Source organism: Methylobacter marinus A45 (genome assembly GCF_000383855.1).
GTDB lineage: Bacteria > Pseudomonadota > Gammaproteobacteria > Methylococcales > Methylomonadaceae > Methylobacter > Methylobacter marinus.
On sequence record NZ_KB912877.1, the window covers coordinates 2,076,700 to 2,099,859 of the forward strand.

At 53.3% G+C, this 23,160-nt stretch carries 20 protein-coding genes and 1 pseudogene; 11 read left to right on the forward strand and 10 right to left on the reverse strand.

Annotated elements, in window-relative coordinates:
* Nucleotides 1-152 precede the first annotated feature (152 nt).
* The 3 genes from METMA_RS0109615 to METMA_RS0109625 form a co-directional block, all read right to left on the reverse strand.
* Nucleotides 153-1,223, reverse strand: coding sequence for a cobalamin-independent methionine synthase II family protein (locus tag METMA_RS0109615; protein WP_020158880.1), 1,071 nt, complete (start codon nt 1,221-1,223; stop codon nt 153-155).
* Between the two features lie 5 nt (nt 1,224-1,228).
* On the reverse strand, nt 1,229-1,474 hold the full coding sequence (gene nrtS / locus METMA_RS28195) for a nitrate/nitrite transporter NrtS (RefSeq protein ID WP_020158881.1): 246 nt from the start codon (nt 1,472-1,474) through the stop codon (nt 1,229-1,231).
* 139 nt (nt 1,475-1,613) lie between these two features.
* Complete coding sequence (locus METMA_RS0109625; protein WP_020158882.1) at nt 1,614-2,534, reverse strand: methylenetetrahydrofolate reductase; 921 nt, start codon at nt 2,532-2,534, stop codon at nt 1,614-1,616.
* A gap of 192 nt (nt 2,535-2,726) precedes the next feature.
* On the opposite strand from METMA_RS0109625, the gene METMA_RS0109630 reads away from it, so the two are divergent.
* From METMA_RS0109630 to METMA_RS26400, 3 genes and pseudogenes are all read left to right on the forward strand, one after another.
* Nucleotides 2,727-3,584 (forward strand): 3-methyl-2-oxobutanoate hydroxymethyltransferase, encoded by an 858-nt coding sequence (locus tag METMA_RS0109630; protein WP_020158883.1) that lies wholly within the window; start codon nt 2,727-2,729, stop codon nt 3,582-3,584.
* 310 nt (nt 3,585-3,894) lie between these two features.
* Complete coding sequence (locus METMA_RS26395; protein ID WP_084254112.1) at nt 3,895-4,389, forward strand: MerR family transcriptional regulator; 495 nt, start codon at nt 3,895-3,897, stop codon at nt 4,387-4,389.
* A gap of 538 nt (nt 4,390-4,927) precedes the next feature.
* Nucleotides 4,928-5,378, forward strand: a pseudogene (locus METMA_RS26400) (Tn3 family transposase); the annotation flags it as partial.
* 146 nt (nt 5,379-5,524) lie between these two features.
* Here the strand turns inward: METMA_RS26400 and METMA_RS0109650 are convergent.
* Together METMA_RS0109650 and METMA_RS0109655 are read right to left on the reverse strand one after the other, a co-directional pair.
* Complete coding sequence (locus METMA_RS0109650) at nt 5,525-6,982, reverse strand: HDOD domain-containing protein (protein WP_051114338.1); 1,458 nt, start codon at nt 6,980-6,982, stop codon at nt 5,525-5,527.
* A 275-nt stretch (nt 6,983-7,257) separates the two neighbouring features.
* Nucleotides 7,258-7,731: a VOC family protein gene (locus METMA_RS0109655; protein ID WP_020158888.1), complete on the reverse strand. Its 474-nt coding sequence runs from the start codon at nt 7,729-7,731 to the stop codon at nt 7,258-7,260.
* A gap of 350 nt (nt 7,732-8,081) precedes the next feature.
* On the opposite strand from METMA_RS0109655, the gene METMA_RS24390 reads away from it, so the two are divergent.
* Together METMA_RS24390 and METMA_RS0109670 are read left to right on the forward strand one after the other, a co-directional pair.
* On the forward strand, nt 8,082-8,597 hold the full coding sequence (locus METMA_RS24390; RefSeq protein ID WP_269634177.1) for a GNAT family N-acetyltransferase: 516 nt from the start codon (nt 8,082-8,084) through the stop codon (nt 8,595-8,597).
* 325 nt (nt 8,598-8,922) lie between these two features.
* Entirely contained in the window at nt 8,923-10,170 is a 1,248-nt protein-coding gene (locus METMA_RS0109670; protein WP_040590488.1) for a lipase/acyltransferase domain-containing protein, read from the forward strand.
* Between the two features lie 91 nt (nt 10,171-10,261).
* On the opposite strand, the gene ahr is transcribed toward METMA_RS0109670, so the two are convergent.
* Genes ahr through METMA_RS0109685 form a run of 3 tightly spaced genes read right to left on the reverse strand, consistent with a single transcriptional unit; the run spans nt 10,262 to nt 14,139 of the window.
* Complete coding sequence (gene ahr, locus METMA_RS0109675) at nt 10,262-11,278, reverse strand: NADPH-dependent aldehyde reductase Ahr (RefSeq protein ID WP_020158892.1); 1,017 nt, start codon at nt 11,276-11,278, stop codon at nt 10,262-10,264.
* Between the two features lie 16 nt (nt 11,279-11,294).
* Entirely contained in the window at nt 11,295-12,155 is an 861-nt protein-coding gene (gene xrtK, locus METMA_RS0109680) for an exosortase K (protein ID WP_020158893.1), read from the reverse strand.
* Entirely contained in the window at nt 12,148-14,139 is a 1,992-nt protein-coding gene (locus tag METMA_RS0109685) for a VIT domain-containing protein (RefSeq protein WP_020158894.1), read from the reverse strand. Before METMA_RS0109685 ends, xrtK begins: the two co-directional genes overlap by 8 nt.
* Before the next feature lie 780 nt (nt 14,140-14,919).
* On the opposite strand from METMA_RS0109685, the gene METMA_RS26945 reads away from it, so the two are divergent.
* The 6 genes from METMA_RS26945 (at nt 14,920) to METMA_RS0109715 (ending at nt 20,385) form a co-directional block, all read left to right on the forward strand.
* Nucleotides 14,920-15,234: a hypothetical protein gene (locus tag METMA_RS26945; RefSeq protein WP_156830481.1), complete on the forward strand. Its 315-nt coding sequence runs from the start codon at nt 14,920-14,922 to the stop codon at nt 15,232-15,234.
* Nucleotides 15,235-15,242: 8 nt separating this feature from the next.
* Complete coding sequence (locus METMA_RS25765) at nt 15,243-16,073, forward strand: hypothetical protein (RefSeq protein WP_020158896.1); 831 nt, start codon at nt 15,243-15,245, stop codon at nt 16,071-16,073.
* A gap of 10 nt (nt 16,074-16,083) precedes the next feature.
* Nucleotides 16,084-17,145 carry a WD40 repeat domain-containing protein gene (locus METMA_RS0109700; RefSeq protein WP_020158897.1) on the forward strand — a complete coding sequence of 354 codons (1,062 nt, stop codon included), beginning with the start codon at nt 16,084-16,086 and terminating at the stop codon, nt 17,143-17,145.
* A 216-nt stretch (nt 17,146-17,361) separates the two neighbouring features.
* On the forward strand, nt 17,362-18,084 hold the full coding sequence (locus METMA_RS0109705; protein ID WP_020158898.1) for a hypothetical protein: 723 nt from the start codon (nt 17,362-17,364) through the stop codon (nt 18,082-18,084).
* A 360-nt stretch (nt 18,085-18,444) separates the two neighbouring features.
* A complete protein-coding gene (locus METMA_RS0109710; protein ID WP_027147192.1) occupies nt 18,445-19,101 on the forward strand; it encodes a nitroreductase family protein in 657 nt (218 codons plus the stop codon).
* 192 nt (nt 19,102-19,293) lie between these two features.
* Nucleotides 19,294-20,385, forward strand: a complete 1,092-nt coding sequence (locus tag METMA_RS0109715) for a Gfo/Idh/MocA family protein (protein ID WP_020158900.1) — start codon at nt 19,294-19,296, stop codon at nt 20,383-20,385.
* Nucleotides 20,386-20,873: 488 nt separating this feature from the next.
* Here the strand turns inward: METMA_RS0109715 and creC are convergent, their stop codons facing one another.
* Nucleotides 20,874-22,319: a two-component system sensor histidine kinase CreC gene (gene creC / locus METMA_RS0109720; protein WP_020158901.1), complete on the reverse strand. Its 1,446-nt coding sequence runs from the start codon at nt 22,317-22,319 to the stop codon at nt 20,874-20,876.
* Nucleotides 22,316-23,008: a two-component system response regulator CreB gene (gene creB, locus METMA_RS0109725; protein ID WP_020158902.1), complete on the reverse strand. Its 693-nt coding sequence runs from the start codon at nt 23,006-23,008 to the stop codon at nt 22,316-22,318. The genes creC and creB overlap by 4 nt, the downstream gene beginning before the upstream one ends.
* Nucleotides 23,009-23,160 lie beyond the last annotated feature (152 nt).

A 23,160-nucleotide genomic window follows, 5' to 3' on the forward strand; every position in this document is an offset into this window, starting at 1 on the left:
CGGTGTAGGTGCGAATACCCTGAAGGACACAAGTACCCATAGGGCATAGCACCTACAATTTCCTGATTTATTCCATGCCCATTTTTTTACTTGTATGTCGGCTGTACCCGATGTTAGCCTGAATCGTTTTTTCGACGGATTCGCCATTATCATTACGATCCGAATTTGAGCGCCGATGCGGCCAGTTTCGTGCCGATGACTCTTGCTTCGATTTTCGCAAACGCTGTATCTCGCCCCGTAGATCGGTCATCTTCAAAAGGGGAAAATCCGCAGTCATCGGTACTGCCAAGTTGATTTATCGGGATGTATTCGGCGGCTTGCAAAATACTATCACGCACCAGTTCCGGCTCTTCCACCTCCGGATTAAGCACGTCAATAACGCCGACATACACTCTCTGATTGGGGCGAATATTGTCTCGGACAACTGCCAATACCCGATCCGGGTTCTTTTCACTGGCCAATTGCATGTAAAAATTACCGGCCTTGAGCTGAAACAGATCGGGCAAAAGATCGGCATAATCAACGTCGGCGCTATGGGTAGAGTCGTGGTCGCCGCCTGGACAAGTATGTACGCCGATCAACTGGCGTTCTTCTAAAGTGAAATGTTCTAATACCCGATTGTTCAAATCGATAAATTGCCGGAGCAACTGTTTGGACGGGTCGATCTTGACCGACAAGCGGCCTTCGGTGAAGTCAATCTGAACATGGTGTGCGCCCTGAGTCAGACAACTGCGAATATCCGCCACGGTTTCCTTGATTAAGTCATCTATGAAAGCCTCCTGCGAGTAGCCGGCCAAGCCCTCTGGCGGGTAGAGGAGGCTAAGCGCCGAAGCCGAAATGACGGCCTGTTTTACCGGCAACTTTGTGTAGCGTTTGGCGGCACGGACGTAATCGCCTGCATGAACGCCGTAACGGAATGGTCCGGAGGTAAGCTTTGGCAATTGCCGCGTATGGCCATCGGCGAAAGTTATTACCATACCATCATGAGCAATATTGCTTAGACCGTGCAACGGATACGTGGCAAAACTGGGTTTGGTCTGTTCGCCATCGGAAACTACAGGCGATCCGGTCTGCTCGAAACGCTCGATAGTGTCCCGTAATGCTGCGTCGTAATAGGTGTCCAGGCGCTCGCGCGAAAGCCGTCCCTCCCGAAATTCACGGAGTGCATCTAACAATTGAGGTGGACGGGGTATGCTGCCTATGGATTCGGTAGGAATTAACATGTGTTTTACCTTTTAAGTGTTATTGTTAATTGAAGATGATTTACTGCAGTCTTTTTATAGGGACGGATTGTCATGTTCCGATTGCAAGCAAGTGCCGTCATTGCGCCATAAGTCGCCACCAGAAATGGGACTATGTAAGTCAATACTGCCTTTACCACATGGGTTCGTTGGATGCTATGAAAATCGAGAAAAACCAGACTTACCATGGCATCCGGTTGGTTGATCAGGTTTAGGACGGTCCCTACAATCATTGCGACGCGGAATGAGCGGCCATAAGTGCCATTTTGCCGGCTTAACCGGTGAAGATTCAGCCAATTCGACCATTGATTTCTGGAGATAGTCACAGCCAATATGCCCTCTGAAAAAATTAAACACGCCTGTATTGCCTGATCATAGGTCTGCGTGAAGTTTTATGGTTCCTTTGCCGTCAAGCTCAAAGCTGCCACCGGCAATAGCCGAAGCCCATCGCGCGGATTTTTCGAAGTTGCCCAAGGAAAAAAGATGGCAACCGGAAAAATGGGTTTGTTCTGCAGTCATAGAATGCTTAACCATGGCTATAACAAGGTTGTCAGGAGCGGCTACGGCGGCAAGTCTAAACATTTTAGCCGGATGTCTTGCCAGCGTGTCTATGGAGGCACCGACCCCGCAGAAGCGGGCTTGCTTGATCAAACCGGATAGGGTCGATATACCGTGCAAGCCAACCTTGATCGGAAGGCGGATGCCTGATCGACTCAGCTGTTGAGCCCATTCGGCTACCGGCGCAAAGTCGAAGAAAAACTGGGTAACCAAAGACACAGACAGTTGCCTGCTCTCCCCGTACTCCTGTTTTTCCAGTAATGCATTCATGAGATCGGTACTGCCGACTATCGGGTGTCCTTCCGGATGACCGGCAAAGCGCAGATCGAAGATCCCATGGCGTTGCAAAATTCCACTCTTAACCAAACTCATAGAGGAACTGTAAGGTCCCAACGGCGGATCGTAGTTTCCCCCGGCAATCACCAGCGCCGCTCTGATCTCTGCTTGCCGATTTAAATTTTCTAACCAACGATTCAATTTATCTTCACGGGGTATCGCACGTGCCGCGATATGCGGGACTGGCACCATATCTTCGTCTCTTAAGCGCTTTGCCAGGGCCACAACTTCTTCAGGTTGCGTGCTTGGCGTAGACACGATGTAGACCTCCGTCCCTGCTCCCAGGTAATGGCGAAAATCGTCGATCTTTGACGCTTCCCGTGTCGTTATTTCGATACTGAACCCCGAAAGTATCGATCTGAGCCTTGTGGCTACTTCAGTGTCGTTGGGCGCTTCCAAGTCGTTCGCATCGTGATTTTGTAGGTTAGGGATAAATATTTCTCTACCATTATTTTACGTTAATGTAAGTTTTTAGTTTTTTAAATATCCATAATATACTATTTTTTTATTTCATAATATAACGTTGACGTAATATTATGTTAGCGCGTCCAAGACGTGATTCCAATATCAACACAACGGAGGAGCATTAACATGAACACACAACGAAAAAAGGTCACCATCAAAACCTTGGGCGATAAGATCGCAAGAGGCGAGAAGATTGTCGGCATGGAATGCCATGAAACGCCCAGCGCCATCATGGCGGAAGAACTTGGCATGGATCTTTTGTGCGTGGGCAGTCCCGGCCCCATGGCGCTGTTTGGGCATAAGAGCATGAATACTGTGGACTTTCAGGAACAGCTCTACTTTCTGGAGGCGGTGCTGCGAGGCGCATCAACTCCCTTTATTTGTTGCAATATGCCCAATACAACCGCTTGCGTATCCGAAGCGGATGCCGTGCGCAATGCCTCGGAAATTCAACGACGCGGTGCGGATGGGGTGCATATCGAGCCTCATCACAAAACCGTCAAGATGGTTGAAGCTATCGTCGGGGCGGGCATACCGGTCATCGGGCATTTCGGCGTTCAAGGCGAACGTTGGTCTCAGGTAGGCAGTTATTTACCGAGGGGACGCACGGCGGAAGATGCCGCTGACATTGTCAAGCTCATCAAGAGTTGCATTGATGCCGGTATCAGCACGGTATTGCTGGAGCACGCGTCAGAAGAGTTGGCCAAGTGGTGTTACGAAAATCTGCCGGTGCCGGTCGCAAGCCTGGGTTCCGGCCCCTATGCGCACGGCATTTTTCACGTTTCCTCCGATATTATCGGCTGCTCGGCTTTTCCTACGCCGCCCAAGCGCAACCCCTTCGGAAATGTCTGGCAAAACATGAAAGATGCCTACAGCAAGTATTATGAAGCGGCCCGCTCAGGCTCGTATCCGAATCCTGAAGATTCCCATCATATGCGGGAAGGCGAGTTTGAAAAGTTTCTGGATTTGGTCGCCAAGTCTTAGTTTTCTATACAAGCCCTATTCAGTCAGCAAGTCACCGTGCCGCAGAATTGGAACGTGATCGTTTGGTCAAATATCAAGTAAACATGGCCAAATCTGCGGCCTCTTCAAAAAGCGAGGCATTGCTGAAATGGCGTTGCGCCCCAAAGTTTGCTCCCTGTTTTGTCCCCCTGTGCCCGAACAGGAATTTAATTGAAAATATTGACTCATAGGGCATATTTTGTGAAATAATTTTATTAAGAAAACATAAATTTTCCCGACTAAATCTACCTCTTTTCGATACTCTTATTTTTCCTAATGGTCATATTTTGTAATGCGTCTACCTCCGAAAGAACAGCGTGATTTCCTTAAAATCGGTGAATTGGCTGATGAACTAGGAACAACCCCTAGGACCATACGCTTGTATGAAGAATTAGGCGTCATTGTTCCTGACCGTACGCCAGGCGGTACGCGTCTCTATGGCCCTAAAGACAAGAAGCGTATGGCTATCGCGCTACGCCTGGGGCGGTGCGGAATCGATCTGGAGTTCCTAAAGCGGCTTGCGTGCACCCGCCAGGAATGCAGCTCGGGGAAAGCGGCCTCAGCAGCCATGCAACCGTTGCTGGACGACTTGCGTCACCGGATTCACGGCCTGCTGGAAGATCTGGAACAACTGGAACGGGATTTGGAGCGGGCCGACATGCTGATCCGGCAATGCAGTGATTGTCCGAATCGCCCAAATCGTAAGGACTGTCCTCATTGTCCGGTCGATAAGAATGTTGATCTGACCGATATTGTCCGCCTGATTTGGGATCCTGATGCATCTTAAAAACGGACAACTGCCGGCTACACAAAAATTCAAAGCATCTTACCTCCATAACGATTCTTAGGAACGGGAATGAATTAAGACCCGCAATTGAGGCAGGATTTCTGTTCATATTCAAGGCGCGCAAACAGGCGCATAGCAAGCTATGTAACTGTTTGCGCAACGCCGAAGAGGGACAGAAAGACAAGTCAGTTGCGGGAGTTATAAAATTCACGTTCCTTAACATCATCATAAAGTGATCAGTAAACCGGTAAGCGGTCTTCAATTCGGAATAGGTGGCGTATTTCATCGGAATACATTCTCAATCCAAAAATATACGCGATGATCGCCAAAAGTGAGAGATTGACAGTTTTGTCGGAGGCCGAACTGTATGCATTGTACGGCCTGCCGGATTTCATGCCCAGGTTTATTGCGTTTTGCAACTAGTACTCAGTCAGCCTTGTTCTGACGAGTAAAATTTGCGGAGTATCCATAGCGTGTGAATAGTGCGAATGAATTCGCACCTACAATTTAACCGTCATAATTAAATTGACTGAGTACTAGGATTACCAAGGCGTTGCTGCCCAAGTTGGACGTCTCGCAGCAGAACTCGCTTTTACTATGCAAGCTTGGCGAATTTCTATACTGTCCACGACTTGCGTAGCTTAAGGCCTGAACAGCCCCATCTTTACTTGTTATGTTAAGCCTGGCAACGCTACCGGCAGTTTACGGATAATCCGGTCGATGCGATGGCTTTCCACATGAAACAGTTAGAGGACGAAAGCTGCTCCGGCGCGAAGCAGTTTTATGCTGCCGAGCAGGTGCAATGCCGTCAGTAAACCCAGCAGGTCGGACGCCTGTTGCTGCTTTATGTCGATGAGACGGTGGAGCGACGCCATGCCATTCGGCAACGCGCGTACAAAATCATGCCGAAAGACACGCTTCAGGACACGGGTCAGCGCATGAGCGTAAAACCGGCAAGCAAGCTGGCCTCGCATTGGCAGGCGGTTGACCGTTAGTCCAGAGGCAATTCTACCGCCACCATAATCCCCATGGATGGGGTGAATGCAGAGAAATGACGGGATCATTTCCTGTCCTTAGAGGCGTTCGTGGCTAAATACTTTCACACTCTCGTACCCTACCATGCTTGAGCGTTTGTTTATCCTTCCCGCCCCTGCAATCGATAAAGCGACAGCCCGATATTGGCCTGCTGCACGAAATGCCTGAAGGCTCTGAAATCGTCTTCGCTCAGGGCCTGATGATTGTAGGCGCGGTCGCAGTATATCAGGCCGATCGGCTTGTCGCCGGCGCAGACCGGCATCAAGAAGCACGGGTTCTTGCCGACCAGTTTGGTGTCGCCGGCGGTAAACAAGGCAGCGTCCTGTTCCGGGTTCAGCCAGCAGCCGTCGTGATTGGAAAGGGCCTGGAAAAACAGGTTGGGCGGTATCTTGGCGAGATTGAACACCAGCTTTTGCGTATAGCTGTCCTTGCGCCATCCCAGCGACACTTTCTCGCGCAGCGCCAGTTTGTCCGTGGTCAGCAGCGCGAAGAGGGTCCGGTCCATGCCGATGCCGCGCTGGATGCCTTCCAGCACGGTTTCCAGCAACAGGTTGATGTCGATCCGGCCGCTGAGTATCGAGGTGATATCCTGCAGAATCTGGAATTGCAATTGTTTCCTGTCGGTCATGGGTGCTGCCTCGGCCGTTTCGGGTTCGGATGGCTGTCCGGCTTCCTTGCGGATCAGGTCCGAGGCTTCATGGGCACCGAAATGGCGGGCAATGCCGGCTGCGGCTTCGGTGTTTTTTTGCAGGGCTTCCCTGACGGCTTGTTTCGGCTGCTTGGTGACGGCGGCGATTTTTTCCAGGCACGCGCCGTATTGCTTCGTGTCGGGGCCTTCCCGTAACGCCTCGACCACTTCATAGCCCAGGTGGACCAGGCCCACGTGCGGATTGACCGCGCCCTGGTTTTTCCTGATCGACTCTTCGATCAGGCCTCCCAGGTTCCAGGCTTTGCTCAGCGAACCGCCCAGATCCGCCAACGTGAAACCCAACACCTGCTTCTCCGCCGCCTGTTGGCTGGAGCCGTCTTTGACCAGTGCCTGGATCAGGTCGCCTTTGGCGCCGCAAAAACACCAAAAGGATATGTTGCCGATATTGTGCAGCAAGGCGGCAACGAACACTTCTTCCGGCGACCGGTCATGCGTGGCGATCGCGAGGGCTTTGGCATGCACGGCCGCGTGGATGGCCTGGGCGATTTCCTCGTTGGCCCGGCGTTGGTTGGTCGGCGACAGAATGGCTTCAAGAAAGGAGCAAGCCAGGGTGAGTTCGCGCAGCACTTCGGTGCCGAGCAGCACGATGGCCCGCGAAACGGTAGCCATTTTCTGCCGGGAGGCATTGTAATAAATGCTGTTGCTTAACTTTAGCAATTGAGTGGTGAGGTTCGGGTCCTGCAATATCACCGACGCCAGTTCCATCACGCCTTTTTTATCGTCGCCGATAATATTGTTGACGCTCCGCACGGTATTCGAAAAGATCGGCATGTCCCGATCACGCAGCATGGCCGTCCACTCTTCAAGCGATCGGGGTTCTGGTTTGATTTCGGTGACTGGCATGTTCATACTTAATTGTGTGACCAAATTCACAGAATTATTAAGGCAAGCCTGCGCTTGGGCAAGCTTTAATTTTAGCGGGACGGTTCGGTCGGCTCCGACTTCGAACGGATACGGTTGAAGCCGATTTTTTTAATCGGAGAAAAAATAAGTCGCGACGGTTGCCGAGCGAGGATTAAGACCATTGGGACGCGCCCGGAGAAGTGGCGAAGCGGCCTAGCCAAGCGCAGGGTTGCCGGTTTAATGGATTTTCTGTCCGGCCAGCGCTTCTTTCGCAACCGAATTCAATACGGGTCGTAGGCCTGCTTTAGATCCTCTATGTCGATTTTATCCATCTGCAGCATTGCCTTTATGACTCTTTTCGATTTTACAGTATCGCTGTCATGCAGCATTTCTCTTAGAATCGAGGGGATGATTTGCCACGATACGCCGTATTTGTCTATAAGCCAGCCGCATTTTTGTTTTTCTCCCCCCTCCGAGAGTTTCTCCCATAATTCATCCACTTCTTCCTGGGTCTCGCAATTTACAAAGAACGACAGGGCCGGCGGCAAGGCCAGTTGCGGATCGCTGTTCAAGGCAATAAATTCCTGGCCCTCAAGCTGGAATATCGCGGACAGTACCATGCCGTTCTGTTCACTCCCTTCTTCGACATAACGGGTAATGCTGCCGACTTTTGAATGTTTGAAAATAGAGGTATAAAAATTCATCGCCTCTTCGGCTTCGCCATTGAACCACAAGAATGGAGTGATTTTTTGCATCGTGTTTTACTCCTAACATGACAGTGGTGCCGATTCTTTCCCGTCTTGTTTTTAACAAGCCGGCGCTTAAGATCAACAGCGCGCTCCGGCCGGGCTAGCGGTTCAATAAAAAATCATTAACGCCAAAGCGCTTGGCGGGCTCCGCGCGGCATGGCGCCTGCTCGGCGCCTTGAACAAGGTCGGCTGACAACGGGCGCTTTCAAACCTGGGAACTACACATATGTCAGACTATTTACAGCGGCTACATTATTCACTTTCCCGGCATGATTGCTATTCGTATCGTCACTGATATCAGGGCCGTCCAGCGGGAATACAGGGTTGTTCTACACGGGTTTATAAAAGGTAATTGCATGCAAATAACCGAGCTTCAAACACCTCGAACTATCCTCAGGCCTTTTTCGGCAGGCCATGCAATGGAGACCTTTGCCTGGTTCGGCGACCCTGAGGTAATGAAATTCACGCCTTTCGGGCCTGATGAATCAGTTACCGCCACCCTTGACAGAATACGGCGCTATCTTGAGCATCAGGCGCAATACGGCTTTGCGAAATGGATGATTCTTGAGCGCGGCACCGGCAAGCCCATCGGCGATTCAGGCCTCATGTATTGTTCCGAGTGCCGGCGCTTTGAACCGGGATACCGGCTGTTGCCGGATTACTGGAACAAGGGACTGGCCACCGAAGCGGCATCAGCCTGGCTGCAACATGGCGTTCATGAGCTTGGCTTAACAGACTTGATGGCTTTCACGCACCCCGACAATGTCGCATCAGTTCGGGTGTTGGAAAAAATCGGCTTCAGATTCTCCCACCGGGCGGTTCTCATGGGGATGCCGAGCAAAATATTTACGCTTCCGGACAGCTCATATTGAGGCTGTCAAACGGCATTTAAAGGCAGAGTTTGAGCTTATTGCCAACTGCAAAAAACTAGCGTATAAGTTGCGCCGATCGGGAATGACAGCTGGCAAAAAAATTTATAAAACGGTCAGCGCCAAGGTTCGAATCCTGCCTATTCAGCCGCGCCACTGCAAAACCTCCGCCTGGAAAAGATCCGTACCCCGGAAAATGCTGGATTTCAATGGGCTGCAGCTTCATCGGCAAGAGACTCCGGTGTGCTTCGGCGTATAACCGCAAGATTCATCGGCCTTAGTTGAATTTTCCGATCGGATCATTTCACATACACACAAGGAACGCTTTATGAAAAAAACATCTGTACCCTTCTTTGTCGCAGGTATGCTCATGTCCGCGGCATCGGTGTCGGCCCCGGTCGATGTGCGCACGCCGGTCGTCGTGTTCCCCGCCTTCCACCTGACCACGCTCGAAGTGAAAGTCCATAAGCAGACGGCAGTCCCCGACTGTCCGGCATCCGGCAGTTTCGAAGACTGGTTCCCCAACCCCAACCCCGGCACCGAATTCAGTCAGGTCTGCCGGGACAGACTGCTGACGCTGGTGGTCGATCCGGACAAGAGTTTGCCGATGGTGTCGCGCTTCTCCAACCAGCCGGGCGTCAAGGTCAAGATAAAACACTACGGCGATACCGAGAGCGCGCCTTTCTACGAGCCTCTGTACGCGTTTCTGGAATCGCACGGCTATGTGCGCAACCACAATATTCGCGTGGCCGGCTATGATTCCAGGCTGACGCCGGATATCGGCAGTTTCCTGGAGAAAACCAAGGAACTGATCGAGGAAACCTACCATCAGAACCACAACACGCCCGTGCACCTGGTCGGGCACTCCAACGGCCCCCTGTACATACAGTACCTGCTCACGCACACGACCCAGGAATGGAAGAACCGGTTCATCCACGGCTTCACGCCGCTGGCCGGCAACTGGCCCGGACAGGGGCTCCTGTATTCCGTGTATTTTACCGGCCTGAACATCATTGACTTCACCTTCCCCACGGACGCCGCGAATGCGGCCAGCAGCGCCGCCATGTACCAGACCCATCCGTCCAGTTATATGAGTTCCGCCGATCCGGCGGTATTCGGTGATCAGGAAACCGTGTTGCAGATCGGGGATATATCGTACACGCCTGAGGATCACCAGCAACTGTTCGAGGATGCCAATCTGCCCTTGTCGCAAGACCTGGCCGCCGCCTACATCGGCTTGGTCAAGTTCAATGAGCCGCAGAACTTCCCGAACGTCGATGTCTATGCCGAAAAAGGTTCCGGACTCGATACGCTGGTGGGGCTGGGGCTCCCGGACCTGTCGGTCGGGCAGGTGGTTGATTTCGATACCGCGCCCCTGTTCATTCGTGACGGGGACGGCAATCAGGAAGACCTTACCAATGATGCGATCCAAGTCTGGCAGAACATGCCCTGCTACCATTTTGAGCTGAATGACAATGCGGGCGTGGATCATTTTGCGCTGGCCAGTGACGCGGCTGTTCTGAACCGCTTGCTGACTCATCTCCAGCAGCCGAAGTCGGTTTGTCCAGCGTCTTAAACCGCCTCCGGTCTTATCAGGCTCGCGGCCTGGTCGAGAGCGGCCAGGCCGCTTAACATCATGTGTAGACGCGCGCTCAATAACCATTCTGTCAGGCGAAATCCGGATCCAGCACGATACGGTAACGCGCCTTGCCTGCCGCCAGATGCTCAAGCGCCTCGTTGACCTGGCTCATCGGAAAATGCTCGACCTGCGGAGCGATGCCATGGCGCGCGGCAAACTCCAGCATCGTCGCTATTTTCATGGGGTCGCCGTTCGGCGAGCCTGAGACGCTTTTTTGCCCGAAAATCAGATCGATGGCCGGAATCGGCATCGGTTCGAGCACGGCGCCCACGATATGCAGACGACCGTTAGGCTTCAGCGTTTTCAACAGCGCCGCCCAGTCCAGCGGCGCATTGACGGTCACGATCAGCATATCCAGCGACCCCGCGATGTTCCGCATGGCCTCGCTGTCGCGGCTCGAGACCACGTGATGAGCGCCGAAACCGCGCGCCTCCTCGGCCTTGGATGCGTGCGACGTGAATGCCGTCACTTCGCAGCCCCAGGCATTGGCAAATCCGAGGCCCATATGGCCCAGACCGCCGATGCCGATAACGCCGACGCGGTCGGTGGGCTTGACGCCGAAGGTCAACAGCGGCGAGAACACCGTGATGCCGCCGCACAGCAGCGGTCCGGCGGATGACAAATCGAGCGTATCCGGCAGCGGAATGGTCCAGGCCCAGTGCGCCCGGACCCGGTCGGCAAAACCGCCCTGGTGCCCGACGATGGTCGGCATGGCCTCGGCACACAGATTGTGGTTGCCGGTCATGCATTCATGGCAATGCATGCAGCTGCCGGCGTTCCAGCCGACCCCGACCCGCTGTCCGATATGCAGGCCCTTGGCGTGATCGCCCAGGGCCACGACTTTCCCGGCCACCTCATGCCCCGGAATGACCGGATACTGGGACATGCCCCATTCGTCATTGATGATCGACAGGTCGGAATGGCAGAGGCCGCAATATTCGACGGCGATTTCCACCTCTTCCGGACCGAGCGGCCCCGGTTCATAGCTGAATGGTTCGAGTTTCTGCCTGGGACCGTGCGTGGCCCAGCCGTGGATTTCAGTCATGAGATATTCCTCCGGGTCAGTGATAACAGCCAATACCGGTTGGTTTCGGGCCTTTTCCGGCCGGCCGGCGCGTTTTTACATGCTTCGAGGCGGATTCGGGCGCGTCCATGAGTCTTGCTCCCGAGTTCTCAGGTGTAACTATGACGGAGACAGACAGGAAATGTTTCCGAAATAAACCCGCCGCCCGAACGGCAAGTCCGCCGCTTTTCACGCCATAAGCCAATGCCAGCAAGCCCAAAGGAATGCCGGTTATCCAGATCAGGTAGGACAGATTCAGGGTATTGCGGCCGTCAACCCAGCCGCGCAGCAGCGGCATCAGCAGCGTGACGGTCAGATACAGCAATGCCGCAATAACCATGGATGCGTACCAATCGCGGTGCCGGTCCAGGCTCAGCTGCAGGCAGATACTTAAAAAATAACTCAGAATGCCGATAAGGCGATGGCTGTCTTCCGCCGACAGACTGAGCGCATCGGACAGCGCGTCACCGGCATAAACGCTGAACACAATCCGCAGGCTGTTGGCGCACAAGGTGGTCAGCCAGGCCGCCAAAAGCGCCGAAACGATGCGGCCCAGCGGGTGGAGCCGGTCCGGCAGCAACCATAAGCAACCGAGCAGCGAGATAATGAAAAAATTGCCTCCCGCACACGCCTTGACGATGCGGATATGATGCTCCCTGTCCAGCCATTCGCCGTTAGCCAAAGGTTCAAAGGACAGCGGGCTGAGCAGTTCCAGCAACAGGACCAGGGGATATAACAGCCATTGCAGTTCATCGGCGTTGGCCACGCTGTAATAGTGTTTTATGCCGATGACCATCAGGGCGGTCAATCCTCCATTGACCGCCGCACGGTTGGATATTTTCAACTGGCCGTTAAACATGATCTTGGCCCTTGCGCAGGCGCTTGGCGGCGATTAACGCCATGAGCATGGCCATCAGCCAGTAGAATTCCGGTTCCGGCATGGGCCGCGCGGCCAGCGCGTATTCGGAAACGCCTTGCGGCAGCGGCAAAGGCTGATGCACGTCTTCGGCCTGTCTGGCCGCATTGGCGACCACTTCATCCACGGCAATGAAAGCGGTGTAGGGCGTCAGCAAAGAATAATCCAGGCCCAGCTTGATGATTTCGTCGCGATTCAATGCCATATCGTTGCCCGCCCTATCCGCCAGGCGCGTCAGCCGGTTTCTCGCCCACAGAACGGGCAGCAGCCTGGCGCGGCTGTCACGGCTTGCCTCCGCCAGCGGCATCACGACGTGATAGGTGCCGTTCGCGCTTTGGCCCTGCAATTCAATGGCGGCCTGATCGCTTGTTGCGCGGTATTTGCCGAAAATCACGATGGGCCGCTCGGCCAGCATCAGCGGGATGTGCTTGGGTTCCAGGTCATAAAGCTCGACATCCTTGCCGGTCACGGCGATGTTGCTCAGCAACGGCGCTTCGATAATGCGGCGAAAGCGTGTGCTGACCGCGTCCACTTCCTGTTCGCCGGTGACGATGAACGGCTCGCCGGCGCCGGCTTTGGCCATGGATTCGATCAGATGCCGGTTCACCGAACTGCCGATGCCGAAAGCAAACAGGTTGCTGTTGTTGAGATGGTCGGCGATCAGCGTGTAAGCCTCGCGCTCGGCGTTCACATAGCCGTCCGTGACTATCACCAGACTGCGCGCCACATCGGCTTTGCGCGGCATGGCATAAGCCTGGGTCAGGGCGTTGATCAATTCCGTGCCGCCTCCGCCGTTATAGCCCGACATCATGGCGAGCGCCTGCCGGATATGTTCGGGGGTTGCCGTTAAAGGCTCCGGCGACAAGACGCTGGCATCGCCGGCAAAAAACAGGATATTGAAGGATTCGGTCGGCTTCAGCGCGCTCAGCAGTTTGGTCATCAGCTGTTTGGCGGTATCGAGCGGAAAACCGAACATCGACCCGGACACGTCCACCACGAACAGGTATTCACGGTTCATGATCTGTTCGGATTGCACGCGGGCGGGCGGTTCGGCCATCATCAGAAAATAGTTGTCCGCGCCCTGGCTGTAGGTCATCAGGCCGGAGACGATCTGCTCGTCCTGCAGGCGAAAGCGCAAAATGAAATCCCGGTTGCCAGGCTGTGTTTCGGAACCGGCCAGACTGACCGTCGCCGACTTGTCGCTTTGCCAGCGGGTTTCGATTTTATGCTGAACCGATTGCAGATCCTTGATGGCGATCGGGCTGTCGATGGCCAGATTGATGCGGGTTTCGGTCGCCGCCGGGTTACGGCCATTGGCATCCTTGGCGTAAGGGTTGGCGATCCAGGCGGCATCGCGCGCCGTCTGCAACGGGTCGCTGCCATAGCGCGGCCCGACCACGGTCGGATACACCAGCTCGTAAACGCCTTGTTCGGGAACCAGCAGCTCGCTGTAGGTGAGCGTCAGTTCCACGTCGTCGCCCGGCATGATGTTGGCGACATCCATCATGAACACGTTCGGGCGCTGTTGGGTCATCAGCGCGGCGCGCTTGCCCTCCTGCCGCGCCTGGGCGAACAACTGTTTGGCCTGCTGTTTTTCCTCGATTTTGGCCTTGACGATACGTTCGCCGATTTTCATGGTCAGGCCATGCACGGCGGCATGCGTGGAACCCGGAAACACGTAGCGGGCATTGATCGCGCGCTGGCCGTCATTGCGGTAATGCTGGCTGACGGTCACCTCGGCAATCGGGCCATTGATGCGGATATCGGCATGGCTGGCCTTTAACGGCAGCACATCGGTAGCGGGGTCACCGTCCGGTATCCATAGTCTGGGAGCCAGGCTTTCGGCGCAGTCGTCGCAAGCGGGCTGTGCATGGCTGCCGGCGGCGATGCAGAACAGCAGGATGATAATTGATAAGTGTTTGAACATGGTCTTTCCTCGTCATCTGTGGTTTAAGATGAAACGAGTATAAAAACCGAATGCGGGGCTTTTATGCGATGAACATGTGGTTTTGAAGGGGAATGTGTGTGGGGGTTAATACCGTGCTCGATGTAGGGGCGAATTCACTTGTGCCTTTTAGGGTATTCGCCCAAGGCGACTAAAGTCGCCTCTACAAATGCTGCCGGGCGCATACGATGAAATCATGGAACAGCGAATGAGTGCGGTGACGTTCGGTGTTGCTGACTTGAGCCGCTAGAGACGATTCTACGAGCAGGGACCGGGCTGGGCTATCGATGCGGCAGAAGGCCAGGTCATATTCCTTCGATAAAGGGAGGTGCTTCTCTTTTAGCGAGTTGTCAACTACACTTGACTCATACTCAGAGTGAACCGAACGGTATCGAAGGCGGAAGCTTATCGATGGTCGAGGGCTGCATTAGCCTGAAGATTTCACCACGAAGAACACGAACGCCTCCAAGGATAAAGGCGGTAGAATTGCGTCTGGAACAGAAATCGATGAAACATAGTCTTTGAAGTTCAAATGCTTATCTATGCTTTGAGATGTATTCATGACGTGACGGAAAAAATACAATACCTCAGGACTCCTGTTCAACCGCCGGAACAAGCGGTGTTAAAACCTGTGGGGGCGACTTCAGTCGCCTTTTATTTGAATGGGCGACTGAAGTCGCCCCCACAGGCTTGCATGAGTCCTGTACCTTGATTTTCTCCGTGTCCTCTGTGCTCTCTGTGGTTTTATGAGATGTCCAGGCTATGGTCTGGCAGGCGACCGCCTGTTGTGCTACAGGCACTTGGACGTGCGGCGGCGGAACATGGAAAAAGGTCTGTCCTGCGGGAAAGGCTATTGCAATATCAGCAAATAGGGCGGCCAAGATAAGGAAAATGGGTAGCATCCCCTTTTTCATCGGTGACATTGTGTCATCCAGCACTTATACAATTTCAGTAACGGACTACGAACTTTTTTATCGCGAATGCAAGGAGATTACACCTGACTACAACCAGCTAATTGCAGTGGGCAAGCCGACTGCGTCCAACTCAAATATTATTCTAACAATGCCAACCAAATAAGGACTTCCATGGCCAATAGTATTGCATATCAAATGATCAATGAATTCGCCGCCCGTAAGGGTGTGGGCGCATTTTCTCGTTGCGAACGAAAACAAGTCGTGGACCAATTGCGTGTTCGTGTAACAGAGCCATCCCAAATATATCAAGGAAAGAGCAGTTTATGTGGTCCGGCTTCATTTCTGTATGTTATTGCATCGGATAAGCCGCACGTTTATGTGAAATACATCATTGATTTATACGAACAAGGAGAAGCCGCCATCGGCAACTTAAGAGTAAAGCCAGGCGCTGATTGCAAAAACTACAAAGTAGAGTACATAGAAGAAATAGACTGGATAGGGCTTGCGAGCCTCAGAGACTCGACAAATTCCGTTTTCGACTATCAAACAGTGGATGACCAATTCGCCGGGATAACTTTACCCGACCATTTACAGGAATGGTTCATACAGAGCGGGTACACACAGGTCTATAACAGAACCAATTTAATCTTCGACAAGAACCTGTATACACTTCTTCAAGCGCACCAGAAACGGCAAAGCGGATACGTCATTTGTCTATTGATCGGCGCCAACTTACTTTCGGGCTATCCTAAAGGCAATGTGCCCGCCGACCATTGGGTCGTACTCAACTCTGATATTCAGATCGATGGCTGCCCCGCAATCAGTTGGCTGCCACTAGGCGCCAAAGTGGATGATGACGAGACTGTGTATGACAAAAAAATCGATTTCAAAGTGTATACCTGGGGTCAAGCCGATTACCCAGTCAACAAGAACAGGAAAGACGCCACCGTGGGCGAGTTCCTGGACTATTTTTATGGTTATGTCTCGGCAAGGCTCAGCTAAGGACGGGTTTATGAAAAGACTGGTTGTTCTGATTTTATTGAGTTTCATGGTTGCGTGCACGCTCAGGTCGGCATCAGACGCGAAGCCAAAATTGCTCGATGTTGTTTTTTCCAAGGCGTTTCCGAGTACCTCGTTTGTCAAGGTAGAATTTTCCAGAGACGGAAAATCCATACTGGCCACACCTTATTCTGATGCGGTTTATGTCGTCGACAGCGAAGATTTCTCTGTGACATCCTTGGAGATCGAGGGAATCTTGGCGCAGGCAGGATTTATTCCCAATAGTAATGAAATATTCGTAGCCGATCGGGATAGTTTCGTGCAGTTATGGGATTCAAATCTAAAGAAACGTTTCAGTTACAGGTTTCCAGAGAGAGGAAAGCGGGCTAGCGTCAGCCAAGATTCGAAATACATAGCGTATGGCGGTTATTTATATGACACATCGGCCAATAAGCTCTTGGGAGAGCCGATTGCCCATGTTGATCAGAGCGCACTGCAATTCCACGGTAACGACCATGTGTTGTCTGCAGGGTATTGGGAGCAATCCGTGATCATGAGAAATCTGACCGACGATACCCGCACGGTTTGGAGAACCGATGACAGGATAACCGCAGCGGCTGCCATCGATAATTTTATAGTGGCATGCACTCACGATGGTGACTGTTATGTTTGGACTATATCGGGAGACAAACCTGTGCATACAATAACGGGTTGGGATAGTGTTAGATTCATAGCTACACACCCTCGTGAGCCCATATTTGCAATAAGCCGGGAAGACAGCGTAACCGTCTACTCGCTCAGACCCTTTAAAAGATTGCTTGATATAGAAGCAAGCGACTTGATACGGTCCCTCAGTCTCTCAGAGAATGGCATCATTGCCCTCGGAGAAGACAACGGAACCATTCAGATGTGGGATATTAACAAGAAAGCGCTGATTGGAACGTACAGCGTTGAAAATGAGCCCATTTACGGTTTGGCCATCGATCCCAAGACATCCAAATTAGTCGCCGGCACTTATAAAGGCAAATTATTATTGTTGAAGGCGAATGTGGAAAGCCATGGGGGGACTCCTTAAACTGAATATTTCATCACGAAGACCAAAAGTAGGCGCCTCTAGGCGACACGGAATACATGAAGTTTTTTAAATTCAGTTGTTTACGCGGTTTTTCAATAAAATCATGACGTTGTAAGGAGAAAAATGGTAACCCCTGTTTTTCTTCGTGAACTCTGTGGTTTCATGAAATATCCGGGTTAACGTTATAGTTATGCGAATAATAAGTAAGAGGTAGTCATGAAGTTTATAAGTATTTTGCTGGGTATCTGGTTGTTAAGTGCATGTGCCGCTACTGATATGACAGCACGTTTAGCGCGAGGAAAGGGAGGAATTCCTACCACCCAATTTTCCGATGCAAAAACGATAGAAGAAATAAGAGCTCTTAAACCACAAGCGCGAATACCATTAAAAATTGCAGTAATGCCATCGAACAGGTGGGGGGCGCTTTCTCAAGAAGAACGGGATGTAATCGAAAAATGGAGCGATGATTTAAAGAAGCTAGGTTTTGTTAAAAGCCTCGAAATCGTTCCAAAATCACTTGAGCCAACTTGCGGATATCAAGATGATAGTAACTGTTTCCTTCAGGGTTCTAGAACGGCGGGGGCTCGTTTAGGCGCCGATGCAATTTTGTTCCTAAATGACAGCACAGTAACTGATACATATATGAATCCACTAAGTATTTTAAATCTCACAATAGTTGGTATGTGGATTGTTCCAGCACATCATAGAGACTCATATTCCATCTATGAAGCGTCACTTTTTGATATAGATAATGGATATCTTTATGCTGTGGTTGAAGGAGGTGGTGAGCACAAGGTCCTTAGGCCATATATGTATGACGAGTACCGTGTTGGCGAGAAAGAAGCTCGAATAAAAGCTTTAAACGCAGTCGGTAGTAAGTTATACGCGCTGGCTAAAGAGCAAATGGCGACGCTGAATTCGCTTAACAAAAGCAATTAACTCGGACAATTTTCCGCGGTGTTCTGTTCAAGTCCTGCATATCGCTACGCTAGCAGGACCGTAGGTGCGATTACGCTGCGCTAATCGCACCTACGGTCCTAATATATATTTACTTCAGAATGAATGAGCGCGGCGGCGCTTAAACATGGATGCCTAGCGGCAGTTTTCAGACCTTCATTTGCCATTGACAGGCAGTCAAGAAACCGCAGTCGCGGCTGAAGAATTTGATAAAACGATTAAATTCAATAGCCTCTCATTGAGCAAAAATCCAGGCGTTGATGCAATTTTTCAGGCTCATTGCGCTCAAAAAAGCATAACCGCTCCTGCGCTTCTTACTTCAACAAGTCCGGAGAATCGACCGTGAAAACATTGACTAAATTGGTCTTGGGCATGATGGGACAATTGCGCCCCGGTCCCGTTCGGGGGAAATCGACAGAATCGATCGCGCTGCCCCCGCCTCAGAAAACGGGAGGACTTCCGCTGATGGAGGCGCTGCTCAATCGCTGCTCGTCGCGCGAATTTGCGCCTGATGCTTTGCCATTGCAGCTACTTTCCGACTTGCTTTGGGCGGCTTATGGCGTTAACAGACCCGATGGCGGGCGTACCGCGCCTTCGGCCTTGAATGCGCAAGAGATAGATGTTTATGTGGCACTTCCTGAGGGCGCTTATTGGTATGACGCTCACAGGCAAGCGCTCGACCTTATGGTGAAACAGGATCTGAGACGAATAACGGGTTATCAGGACTTTGTCGATGAAGCGCCGTTGGATTTGGTTTATGTGGCCGATCACAGGCGCATGGCGATGGTACCGGTCACGCAACGTGAATCCTACGCTTCCGCGGCGGCGGGCGCCATTGCACAGAATGTCTATTTATTTTCCGCGAGCAGCGGCCTGTCTACGGTCATTCGCGCCTGGATCGACCGTGCGGCCATTGCCGACGCGCTGGAATTGTCCCATGATCAACAAGTGTTGTTGTCGCAGACAGTCGGTTTTCCCAAGCGTGGCGCCAGGGATTAAAGCGTAGCAAGTTATATTTGCGGTTCTGCCGCAAAATTGACAAGCTTCCAGTTTTTTCATACTTTCATTCAGTCAAAAAGGCTATTTATGCTTCTGGCGGGAGCGGAGTGACTCCCTTTCAATCGTTATTCGTAGTTCCTTAGGAAAAATCTACAGGTATGTATGTGCCGCTTTATTTTTTGAGGATACTCTATGAACCAACAAACGCCTGCCCGTCGAAGATTCATCAAGCAAGTGATTTTGGGCGCCAGTGCTTTGGCGCTTCCACCACTCAATGTCCTTGCCCGGCCTGCCAGGGAGCGCCTGGGCGTCGCCCTGGTGGGACTGGGCCACTACAGCACCCACCTTCTGGCCCCGGCCCTGCAGCGCACGAAGTACTGTTATCTTGCCGGCATTGTCACCGGGACACCGGCCAAAGCCGAGCAGTGGAAACGGCGCTATGGCATTCCTGACCGGAATATTTATGACTATCAATCGATGGATAAGATCGCCGACAACCCGGATATCGATGTCGTCTATATCGTGCTGCCCAATGCCATGCATGCGGAGTACGTCATCCGCGCCGCCAACGCCGGAAAGCATGTCTGGTGTGAAAAGCCCATGGCCATGACAGTCAAGGAGTGCGAAGCGATGCTCAAGGCCTGCCGGGATAACAAGGTCAAGCTGGCGATCGGCTATCGCATGCAGCATGAGCCCAATACCCAGGCCGTGATCCGCTTCGGCAAAGAGCGAGCCTATGGACCGGTAAAATCGATATCGGCCGCCGCCGGATTCTACTACAATCGAACCGACCACTGGCGGCAGAAAAAGAGCATGGGTGGCGGCGCTATGTATGACATGGGCGTTTATTCGCTGCAGGCCGCGCGCTATTGCAGCGGTAAAGAGCCGATCGCGGTGACCGCCCGACAGTCGACGAACCGCCCGGAAGTTTTCAAGGATGTGGACGAAACGATGACCTTCGATCTCGAGTTTCCAAGCGGCATCAAGGCGCATTGCAAGACCAGCTTCGCTACGAGTATGAATTCCCTGCACGTGGACTGCGAAAAAGGCTGGTATCAGCTGGAGCCCTTCCAGAAGTACAGCGGTATCCGTGGATCAACCAGCGATGGCAAAACATTGGACGCCTTCCTGGACAGCCAGCAAGCCAGACAAATGGATGACGATGCCTTCGCTATTTTACATGGCCAACCTCTGCTGGTGCCTGGCGAGGAAGGACTGCGCGATATTCGGGTCGTGGAGGCGATATTCTCATCGGCGAAAACCGGTCGGAGAATAGTGATCTAAAAAGCGATGGAATATCAGAAACCTATCGACACGCCAGCCACAGTAGACAAGCTGACTTGACGAACATGCGGAGAAAACTGTTTTGAAGCGGGACGGGGATTGTGGTCCCCGTCCCTAATGTTTCTGCAATGTTTGAGCTCAGAAGCTATGCTTAACCAACGTCAAACTTTATGGACGGGGCAATATGCCCCGTCCAGCCGCAGGTAGATCATTAATATAGCGGGACCTTACGGTTTCAAGGCTCTGGCAAGGGCGGCGGTCAAGCCCTGATCCATTTTTGTAGGGGCGAACCTATGTGTTCGCCCTTGCCCGACGGTTCCCCCTCGGCCAATGGTTTCCCGGTAACCTGTCGTGCACCGGGCACAGGGCGGACACGCAGGTCCGCCCCTACGGTTCATCCCGGAATTGGAAATGGACCTTGCGGTTGTTTCGGCAATCCTGTAAGGGCGACTGAAGTCGCCCCCACAATGTTATTTAACGGCCGCGCCTCATCCTCTGTGCGGAAACCTGAGCCGCGCTTCCGTGCCGTTGGCATGCGACACCATCTCCACCCGGCCCTGATGCAGTTCCATTACTTCCTTTACGAAGTTCAAACCCAGCCCTGAACTGCGCCCGCGATTGCCAGGCCGAGGCAGGGAATAAAAACGCTCGAAAATGCGTTCCCTGGCATAGTCCGGTATGCCGGCGCCATGGTCGCGAATGGACACCACCAGCCAGTCCTCGTCGGCGTAGCCGCTGATACGGATGTGCCCGGCATCGGGCGAGAAATCGATGGCGTTGTCGATGACATTGAACAAGGCCTGACGGATCAAAAAGCGCTCGCCCGGCACGCTGAACGCTATAGGATGCTCGATGCTCAGGTCGATCGCGCGCTGCTCCAGCGTGCCCTGCAGGGAAGCGCCGATTTCAGCGAGCAGTTCGGCGAGCGCAACCGTTTGCGTCTCGATCGAGCCTTGCCGGTTTTCCAGCGCCGCCAGTTCCAGCAGGCGCTGTATGAGATTGAGCGCCCGGTCGTTTTCGGACTGGATGTTTTGAATGAACCGCTGGCGCTGGGCGACGGGCATCTCCTCCAGCAGCAACTCCGCCGACGCCCTGATGGAGGTCAGCGGGCTTTTCAGTTCATGCGCCAGGGTCTGCGTGTACTTTTCGATGTAGTTTTTGCCGTCGAGAGCCTTGCGCATGGCGTCGATGGCGTTGACGACCGTGCCGATTTCATTGCGGCCCAGATCGGGCGCGCCGACCGGTTCGCCCGCGGCGATGCGTTCGGCGAACCGGGCCGCCTGGTAAAGCGGCCGGCTGACCCAGAGATAAAGCATGGTGGCGATGACGATCACCAGCACGGTGACGCCCAGGACCGTCCACAGCAGATCCTGGCGGGCGGCCATAATGAAATGCGAGACGGTGACCTTGGGCTTGCCGACGCTGAGCACGCCGACGAGGTCATTGCCGCGGTAAACCGGTGCGGCGATATAAGCGATGGAATTGCTCTCGCGCTGTTCGATTCCGCGCATGCGCCGGTCGTTCGGCGACGAGCGGGCGCCGTATTGGCCTTGCAAGGTTCTGGACACATCGCGCCAAACGGCAAAATCCTTACCGACGTCGAGCTGGTAGGAATCGAACAGCACCTTGCCGGCCCGGTCGGTAATGTAGACGCGGATATCGACGGCGTTTTTTATCAGGCCGTAAATGTCGGCGTTGACCTGTCGCGCATAAACACGGGTCAGGGCTTCTTGCAGCCTGTCAAAGCGCGGCGGGGCCTGGTCGAATTCCTGGCTGGCGATTTCGGCCAGAATGTTGGCCATATCCACCAGCGGCTCTTCGAACGATTGATAATAGCGCGGCCGCAGTTCCAGACTGAGCCAGCGCTCCAGCACGAAAAAACCGCTGCCCAGCGTGACCAGGAATATCAGCAGGATGCGGGTCCTGACCGTCATGCCGGCGGATTCAAGGCATAACCGATGCCGCGCAAGGTGCGGATGGCGTCTTCCTGAGGACGGACGGCGTGCAGTTTGGCGCGCAAGGTCTTGATATGCGTGTCGATGGCGCGGTCCAGGCGGTGCTCCGGCGCGTCCCAGCACTGCGCGAGCAACTCTTCCCGGGTAAAGACCCGCTGCGGCTGGCTGATGAACGTGTGCAGCAACCGGTATTCCTGCAGCGTCAGGTCGAGGGGCAGGCCGTAATAACGGATTTCATACTGTTCGGGAAAAATCCGGAAACGCTCGGGGGCGGCAATCGGTTGCGGCGCCTCCGGTTTCGGCTGGCTGCGGCGCAATACGGCCCTGACCCTGGCATTGAGTTCGCGCGGGCTGAACGGCTTGCCGATATAGTCGTCGGCGCCCAGTTCCAGGCCGACGACGCGGTCGATCTCCTCGGTGCGCGCGGTCAGGAAAATCACCGGCGGCGGTGCGGCCAGCCGGGCTTGCAACGATCTCAGGACATCGAAGCCGTTCATGTCCGGCAGGCCGATGTCCAGGATGATCAACTGCGGCCGCAATGCTAACGCCTGCTCCAGGCCGTCGGCGCCGGTGGCGCTCCAATGCGTTTTAAAGCCATCGGTATTCAACGCATAACAAATCGTTTCCGCGATGGCGGGTTCGTTTTCAATGATCAGTACCGCGGACATAGTATCGGGCCAGTAGGGGCGAAAGCTGGAGAAGGTCGATTATAACCAAATTTAATGATGAATTTCCCATTCGCTACGGCGCCGGCTTGGCATGGTCTTAGAAAAAGGGAGTGAGCTTGCAAAACCATATAAAGCGCGTAACCCGGATGAAA